The 8,436-nt window shown below is 31.1% G+C and carries 6 protein-coding genes; 3 read left to right on the forward strand and 3 right to left on the reverse strand.

Annotation, left to right across the window (positions count from 1 at the left end):
* Window positions 1-23: 23 nt before the first annotated feature.
* On the reverse strand, window positions 24-2,081 hold the full coding sequence (locus BUA46_RS03730; RefSeq protein WP_019388752.1) for a S9 family peptidase: 2,058 nt from the start codon (window positions 2,079-2,081) through the stop codon (window positions 24-26).
* A gap of 91 nt (window positions 2,082-2,172) precedes the next feature.
* Here BUA46_RS03730 and BUA46_RS03735 point away from each other — a divergent pair, with 91 nt between their 5' ends.
* Together BUA46_RS03735 and BUA46_RS03740 are read left to right on the forward strand one after the other, a co-directional pair.
* On the forward strand, window positions 2,173-2,496 hold the full coding sequence (locus tag BUA46_RS03735; protein ID WP_019388753.1) for a YbaB/EbfC family nucleoid-associated protein: 324 nt from the start codon (window positions 2,173-2,175) through the stop codon (window positions 2,494-2,496).
* A gap of 282 nt (window positions 2,497-2,778) precedes the next feature.
* The gene (locus BUA46_RS03740) at window positions 2,779-4,074 is read left to right on the forward strand and encodes a hypothetical protein (RefSeq protein ID WP_019388754.1); all 1,296 of its coding nucleotides are present in this window, start codon (window positions 2,779-2,781) and stop codon (window positions 4,072-4,074) included.
* A 94-nt stretch (window positions 4,075-4,168) separates the two neighbouring features.
* Here the strand turns inward: BUA46_RS03740 and BUA46_RS03745 are convergent, their stop codons facing one another.
* Together BUA46_RS03745 and BUA46_RS03750 are read right to left on the reverse strand one after the other, a co-directional pair.
* Window positions 4,169-5,185, reverse strand: coding sequence for a threonine aldolase family protein (locus tag BUA46_RS03745; RefSeq protein ID WP_019388755.1), 1,017 nt, complete (start codon window positions 5,183-5,185; stop codon window positions 4,169-4,171).
* A 109-nt stretch (window positions 5,186-5,294) separates the two neighbouring features.
* Window positions 5,295-6,605 (reverse strand): phenylacetate--CoA ligase family protein, encoded by a 1,311-nt coding sequence (locus BUA46_RS03750; RefSeq protein WP_143148069.1) that lies wholly within the window; start codon window positions 6,603-6,605, stop codon window positions 5,295-5,297.
* Window positions 6,606-6,948: 343 nt separating this feature from the next.
* On the opposite strand from BUA46_RS03750, the gene BUA46_RS15075 reads away from it, so the two are divergent.
* Window positions 6,949-8,436: thioester domain-containing protein (locus BUA46_RS15075; protein WP_218587869.1), on the forward strand; the 1,488-nt coding region annotated here is incomplete at its 3' end.

Raw genomic sequence — 8,436 nt, forward strand, 5'->3', positions numbered from 1 at the left:
CAAAAATAAAACTTTTTTTTTTATTAGCCATGAATTCCTTCTAAATCTAATAAAAAAGCATATTCTAAAGCGACCTCTTTTAAACTTTCAAAACGACCTGAAGCCCCGCCATGACCAGATTCCATATCGGTATGCAGGAGTAATTTATTGGAATCTGTTTTTAAGTCTCTAAGTTTAGCTACCCACTTTGCCGGTTCCCAATATTGCACCTGTGAGTCATGTAAACCTGTGGTAACAAGCATATTTGGGTATGCTTTAGTTTTAACATTGTCGTATGGCGAATAAGATTTCATGTAATTATAGTAATCTAAATCATTAGGATTCCCCCATTCATCATACTCGCCAGTAGTTAGCGGGATAGTATCATCAAGCATTGTGGTAACAACATCTACAAAAGGAACTGCTGCCAAAACACCGTTGTACAAATCTGACTCCATATTTATAATGGCACCCATTAACAAACCACCTGCAGACCCTCCGTATGCATATAAATGCTTGTTAGAGGTGTATTTTTCCTGAATCAAAAATTTTGAACAATCAATAAAATCGGTAAATGTATTAAGTTTGGTAAGTAATTTTCCTTTTTCGTACCAGTCTCGTCCTAAATATTCACCTCCTCGAATATGTGAAATGGCATAAATAAAGCCCCTATCCAACAGACTTAATCGAATGGTTGAAAAAGAAGGGTCAATAGTTGAACCATAAGATCCGTAAGCGTATTGAAGCAGTGGGTTTTTACCATCCAGTTTTATACCCTTTTTATAAACCAAGGATATTGGAATTTTCACGCCATCTCTTGCAGTAGCCCATATTCGTTTAGATTCGTAATTATCTTTATTAAAAGTACCACCTAAAACCTCTTGCTCTTTTTTTATTTGACTTTCTTTTGTTTTAAAATTATAATCGATTACAGAACTTGGAGATGTTAAGGAGTTAAAACCGTAACGCAGCAAATTACTTTCAAATTCAGGGTTATTACCAATATATGTTGTATACGTTTCAGAATTAAAAGGCAAATAGTAATCTTCCTCTCCATTCCAACTCATTATCCTTAATTTATTAAGCCCGTTTTCACGTTCGTTTACAACCAAGTAGTCTTTAAAAATTTCAATATCTTCAATTAAAACATTATTTCTATGTGGAATAACATCCTGCCAATGTTCTTTTTCGGTTGCTTTTTCGCTTGTTTTACATACTTTAAAATTTGTTGATTTATCAATATTACTTATGATATAAAAACTATCTTGATAATGCGCAATACTATACTCTAAATTTTTTGTTCTTTTTTGAATTACTTTAAACTCATTATCGGGAGTATTAGCATCTAAAAAACGATATTCTGAAGAAAGTGTACTTGAAGACCCAATTATAATGTATTTCTTTGATTTTGATTTATATACAAACGTATTAAAGGATTCTTCTACTTCATGATATACCTCTGTATCGGATTTACTATCAGAAAATAATTTATGTTTGAATATTTTATGAGCACGCAACGTTACTGGGTCTTTCATGGCATAAAACAATGTTCTGTTATCATTTGCCCAAGTTGCACTTCCTGTGGTATTTAAGATTTTATCAGGATATATCTCGCCAGTAACTAAATTTTTTATCTGTATAGTATATTGTCGCCTGCTAACAGTATCGGTTGAAAATGCGACTAACGTGTTATCTGGACTTATAGAAATTCCGCCTAAATTAAAATAAGCATGGTCTTTTGCCATCTCATTACAATCAAACAAAAGTTCTTCTTCTGCATCTAAACTTTCTTTCTTTCGCACGTAAATAGGATAGTCATTACCCTTTTTATATTTCGTTAAATACCAATAACCATTTAATTTATAAGGCACCGATGTGTCATCTTCCTTAATTCTAGACTTCATTTCTTCAAATAAAGTTTTCTGAAATGCTTCGGTATGACGCATCATGTGTTTGGTATATGCATTTTCAGCATTCAAATAATCGATAACGTCTGGGGCTTCTCTATTATTTAGCCAATAATAATTATCAATCCTAGTATCTCCATGAACTGTTAATTCTGTAGGTGTTTTTTTGGCTTTCGGAGCTTGCATAATTATCATCAATTAAGTTGATTAATATTCTTAAAAATTTAAGCCCTCAAAAATAGAAAAATTAAATAGTTTTGTATTCTAAATAATCAATTTAAAAATTATGTTTGGAGATATGATGAATATGATGGGAAAACTTAAAGAAACCCAAAAGAAAGTTGAAGAAACTAAAAAGCGTTTAGATACGGTTTTAATTGATGAATCAAGTCATGATAATAAGTTAAAAATTACGTTAACTGCAAACAGAACTATAAAATCTATAGAGATTGATGACGAATTACTTCAAGACAAAGAGCAATTAGAAGATTATTTAATTCTTACCTTAAATAAAGCCTTAGAAAAAGCAACTAAGGTTAATGAAGCTGAATTAGCAGCGGCAGCTAAGGAAGGATTACCTAATATTCCTGGAATGGACATGTTTAAATAAAAACAAAGCCTTCTTGAAGTTTTTTTAATTTTTACTCCGTTTTGAGTGTAATTATTCAAACCAAAGCACTTCTTTATGATAATTACATGATTATCTAACCTTTAAAGTGCATTCTTATAATTTTATTATTTCATTAATCACTTATGAAATGTAAAAATTATCGACAAAATGTAATCTAAATTTCACAAAACTGATAGTTTGGTATTTTGTCTAAAAATCTAATATCAGCTTTACCCTTCCGCTATATTTGTTTCTGTAAATTGTAAAAACTAATATTATAATATGAAAAATTTAACCAAACTTTTTTTATTGGCAATACTTGTTGTATTTGCTTCGTGTCAAAATGAGACACTAACCGAGGGAGCTTCTTCAATAGTTGAAGACGAACTAGCTATGGAAGACGAAATTTTAGTTTCAGATGGTGAAGAAGATACATCTTTTGTATTAGACAGCAACAGTGAAATTATGCCTACTAGAGAATTGAGCTTTTCTCTTTCAAGTAACTCAACACAAGAAGGTACGCCAATACCATCTTCTTGTACTCCTGATTTAGAAGCATTAGAGTTAAGCTTACCTGAAAGTGTAAGCCTTGAAACCACATTAAATCCTGCTGCTGATGCATATTTCAATTTTAACATTTTAGATACAGACTTAGCAGCTACAGACCTTAAAGGATGGTGTATAGATGTTGATGGATATTTAGAAGGTAATGAAGGTCCTTATGATTTTAATGTATATTCAAGTTATGAAGATTTAAGTGGTTTAACAACTGCTACAGGTACTCCAATAGTTGGAAGTGTAGATAATTTCGATGCAGTAAACTGGCTTATGAACCAAGATTTTATAGGTAAAGTAAGCCCAATATCTGGAGAAACTTATACTTATGGAATGATACAATGGGCAATTTGGGAACTTTTAGATGAAAGAAATTGTGTAAATTGTTTTTATTTAACGGGTGATGTTAAAGATGGATGGAAACAAAATAGAGCAGCTTTAGAAGCTGTGGCTATGGAGTTAGTTGATGCTGCTTTAGCTAATGGTGAAGGTTTTGTACCAGGATGTGGTGAGAAAGCTGCTATAATTTATGTTGCAAAAGATACCAATTCTAGTAGTCAATTAATTCAATCAATAATCGGTATGGTTGATGTTCCTGAAAAAGAAGAACCATGTAGTGATTGTGAAGGAAAAGTTACTAAATTAGAATTAGAATTCGATTGGAGATGTGATAAATACATTAAAATTTACCAAAGAAAAGAAAACACATGTTATGGTGTAAAAATCTTTAGCCAAACGGTAAAAGCTGGTGAGACTTTCACAATTGAAGGCGCTAACCATGATGGTACTTTTGGTAGATATGCTTACATCTATATTAACGGATGTTACTATACTAAAATTAAAACAAACTGTGATATTAATATAGGACCCGGATATACTAAAGGTGTATTTAATGTTATTAGTGGTGAAAGCAGCAACGGAGGCGAACTTTGTGAGTATGTTAAGCCAGATTACAATAAATGTTACAGACACTGGAGTTGTAAATACTATAGTTCATGCAGATATAGTTACAGTGGACACTAATTATAAAATATTAGTATAATTTTTTAAAAAGAGGTATTTTTTAAAATGCCTCTTTTTTTATTTACAATAGTTAAAAAATTAAATACTTGTATACTTACAAACTTTTTAGTTGTTTTAACAATTCTTCATGCTTTAATTCTGTATAATCCAGATGTGTTACCATTCTTAACTTCCTACCTCCCATACTTATTATATAAATATTGTTATCTGCTAGTTTTTTTAAAAATAAGGCCTCATCAACATCGTCATTAAGCTCAAAAATTACAATATTAGTTTCAACTAACTCAACTGATTTAATAAAGGTTAATTCACATAAAGATTCCTCAATTTCTTTTGCCCTTTTATGATCATCTTTTAACCTTTCAATATTATTATCTAATGCATATAATCCAGCGGCAGCTATATAACCAGCTTGCCTCATATTACCACCGAAAATTTTTCTTATTCTTAGAGCGCCATTCATAATTTCAGAATTTCCAACCAATAAAGAACCAACAGGGCATCCTAAACCTTTACTTAAACAGACCGATATGGTATCAAAAACTTTTCCGTACTGTTCAGCGGATTGATTTTTAGCAACCAACGCATTCCATAATCGGGCGCCATCCAAATGAAACCTTAAATTATTTTCATCACAAACTTTCTTAATTTTTAAGATTTCATCAAAATTCCAGCAAGCACCTCCTCCTTTATTAGTAGTGTTTTCAATTTCAACTAAACTGGTTTTACTATAATAATATGCGCTTGGGTTTATCGCTTCAATAACCTGATTTGAATCAAACATTCCTCTATTTCCATCAATTAATTTACATGAAATGCCACTATTAAAAGAGGCTCCTCCAGATTCATAATTGTAAATATGGGCATATTTATCGCAAATAACCTGATCTCCGGGATTGGTGTGAAGTTTTAATGCCGTTTGATTTGCCATGGTGCCACTTGGAAAAAATAAAGCCTTCTCTTTCCCAAACATTTTTGCTATTTTATCTTCTAGTATATTGACTGTTTCATCTTCTCTAAAAACATCATCGCCTACTTTAGCTTTCATCATCGCATTCAACATACCTTGTGTCGGTTTTGTTACGGTATCACTTCTTAAATCTATTATCATATTAAAAAATATTAATTAAAGGAATAAAGTGCTTAATAAAAATGAAGCATGACCTTTTAAATCCCAAAAAATTTTATTGAAACATTATAAAGAATCAAAACTCTAAAAACTATGGATTATATTTATTTATGGTTAGCTTCATTTTTCCAGATGACAATTGAGGTATTTCATTAACATATTCAATTCTAACGATAGCGTCCTCTCCTAAATACTTTTTTAACATATTAATTAATTTTTCTTCTTGTTTAAACTTACCTTCTATGTTAATTTTAACAAGATATACTTTTTCACCTTCTTGAATTAATTGAGATTGTTTAAATTCAGGAAAATATTCTAACTCGTAAACTACGGTCGTCATAATATTACCTCTAGTATCATAGATGGTATCCATTCTCCTGCCTTCTACTTTAAAAAAAGAAGGAGCACCATTAAAATAATTACGATCAATATTAATTACTGCTAAATCACCAGTATCATATCTTATAATAGGCATGCTATAATTAAATAAGTCGGTTACCACGACTCTTCCTAAAGTGCCATGACTTACTGGTTCATTTTTTTCTAGGTCTAATATTTCAATAAAAAAACTTGCCCAATTTATATGAAAATTACTGCCTTCATTTTTCATTTGTTGTGATAAAATACCATTTTCCATATTCGAATAACGAGACAAAATATCAAAATCAAAATATTTCTTTACCGCATTTTTGGTAGGTTCCCCTAAAGGTTCGGCATTAGCTATCATAGAACTAATATTAGCTTTTATAGGTCCAGAATTTATAGAGTCTAAATATTTGCAAATTTCTCTGAAAGAAGATGTATAACCTATAAAAGCTTTAGTCGAATTCCCTGTTGTTATATTATGTATTAATTTTCGTATACTTTCCTTATCTAAATTTTTAACATTAACAGTCTTAACATTTTGAAGAAAAGATGCTAAAACACTTTTGTTAAGAATGCCTCCCCAAGCTCTAAAATAAAATAGTTTCTGACCAATTTTATACCCAGCTTTTTCTCCAAAATATAATGTGTCTGCTGTATTTCTTTGTTTTTTATTTATATCTTGATAAACTAACAGCGGTGTGCCTGTTGACCCGCTCGTGCTTACTTCGAAATTTGGCTTGTTTTTATAGCTTACGGAAATAAAATTTTCCAAATTCTCTCTTAATATAAGTTTATTAACAATTGGGAATTCAGAGAGACATGTAAAACCTTTATAGGCTTCATAAAATGGCACAGTGTCCACAGCATGTTCAAGAAGTTTTATTTGATAGTTACTTCTTCTTTTTTTTGATTCATCAGTATCAAAATTCTCTAAAATAAACTTTATATCGTTAAAGTGATTTTTTACTTTACCCCCTTTCAAAAAATCAATAAACCAGAATGAATAATACCTTGCTTTTTCTAATAATTTAATCATACACAAATTAACAAAAAAAAATACCTCGTAGTTTTTATAACCTAAAACTAATTGCATCAAATTAAAATTATTATTATTTTTAATATCTCTGATTGAACAATAAAGCAACCGATTAAACTAAATAAAAAATAGCTTTTAACCCTTAATTATTTGTATCTCATCTAATAATCGTTATATTTTTTCAATTTAACGAACTAATTATTTTCATATAAAAGCATTTAATACTTTTGCGTTATTACTGTGATTACATGAAGTCCACTTTCTAATTAATTCTCTCATTAGTGTGACTGCTCATGAAATTAATTTACTTATCAAATATGCTATTAATAAACTCAATTCAATTATGAAAACAAAAATTTTTACGCTTTTAGGGATAGTTTTTCTATTCTTTTCATGCCAAAATGAATTACTTGATTTACAAGAAGATTCACTGCAGTCATTTTCAATGTCCTCTCAACTTACGGCAAGTTGCGAACCAGACTTTGAATCTCTACATGCTAGTTTACCAAATTCAGTAAGTATTCAAACTACTGCAAACCCTGGTGATGATGCATATTTTGATTTTGATATTTTAAATACAGACCTAGCAGCTACAGGGCTTCAAGGTTGGTGTGGAGATGTTGATGGATATCTAGAAGTTGAAGGGCCTTATGAATTTAATGTGTATTCAAGTTATGAAGATTTTCCAACTGAAGAATTTGAAAATCCACAAAATTTCCCTCTTGTAAACTGGATTCTTAACCAAGATTTTATTGGCAAAGTAAGTTCAATATCAGGAGAAACTTATACTTACGGAATGGTTCAATGGGCTATTTGGGAACTTTTAGATGATAACAATTGTGTTAATTGTTTTTATTTAACAGGAGATGTTAAGGATGGTTGGAAACAAAATAGGGCTGCCTTAGAAGCAGTAGCTATGGAAATTGTTGATGCTGCTGTTGCAGAAGGGCAAAATTTCAAACCTGAATGTGGCCAACAAGTAGCACTTATGTTTATTGCTAATGAACGTAACCAACTTAATCAAATAATTCAATCTATAATATATACAGTAGACGTTCCTGAAAAAGTAATGGAGGAATGTTTTGAATGTGAAGGAAAAGTAACCGAGTTAGAACTACAATTTAATGGTGACCAAGAAGCTACCATTAGAGTGGAAACTAAAAAAGAAGGTGAAGAAGGTAGTAAAATTGTTTTTGAGGACAATGTAGCTCCTGGTGAAACTTTTAGTTTTGTTGGTAACGACAAAAAAGGAACATTAGGAACTGAAATTAAAATTTATGTAAATGATATTGAAAATACTAAAATCCATACAAGTTGTTCTGAACCTATTGGTCCTGGATTAATTAGTGGAGATTTTGAAGTTATTAGTGGATCAAGTAGAGAGGGCGGTGAATTATGCCCGGTAGAAACGCCTCCAGGTGGCGGAGATGATTGTAATGAATGTGATGGTAAAATCACAAGATTAGATCTTCAATATAATGGTGCTGGTTCTGCCTATATAGAAATAGTTCAAAAGAAAGATGGTTTAGTTGCATTCTCTGGAAATGTTAACGCAGGTGAAACATTTACCTTTTCTGGGAAAGATGATAAAGGAACTTTAGGTACAGAAATTATTATTTCTGTGAACGGTTCAGTTGCACAAAAAATTCATACAAGTTGTTCTGTAGAAATTGGTCCTGGATCTATATTCGGAGATTTCTCTGTTATTGGTGGCGCTAGTCGTAATGGTGGCGAATTATGCCCAGTTGAAACGCCTCCTGGTGGCGGAGATGATTGTAATGAATGTGATGGTAAAATCACCAGATTAGATCTTCAATATAATGGTGCTGGT

The organism is Algibacter luteus (genome assembly GCF_900141715.1).
Lineage (GTDB): Bacteria > Bacteroidota > Bacteroidia > Flavobacteriales > Flavobacteriaceae > Arenitalea > Arenitalea lutea.

Excerpts from the sequence above, each read along its gene's own strand:
- BUA46_RS03730 (WP_019388752.1), bottom strand. The coding sequence starts at position 2,081 with ATGATAATTATGCAAGCTCCGAAAGCCAAAAAAACACCTACAGAATTA.
- BUA46_RS03735 (WP_019388753.1), top strand. The coding sequence starts at position 2,173 with ATGTTTGGAGATATGATGAATATGATGGGAAAACTTAAAGAAACCCAA.
- BUA46_RS03740 (WP_019388754.1), top strand. The coding sequence starts at position 2,779 with ATGAAAAATTTAACCAAACTTTTTTTATTGGCAATACTTGTTGTATTT.
- BUA46_RS03745 (WP_019388755.1), bottom strand. The coding sequence starts at position 5,185 with ATGATAATAGATTTAAGAAGTGATACCGTAACAAAACCGACACAAGGT.
- BUA46_RS03750 (WP_143148069.1), bottom strand. The coding sequence starts at position 6,605 with ATGATTAAATTATTAGAAAAAGCAAGGTATTATTCATTCTGGTTTATT.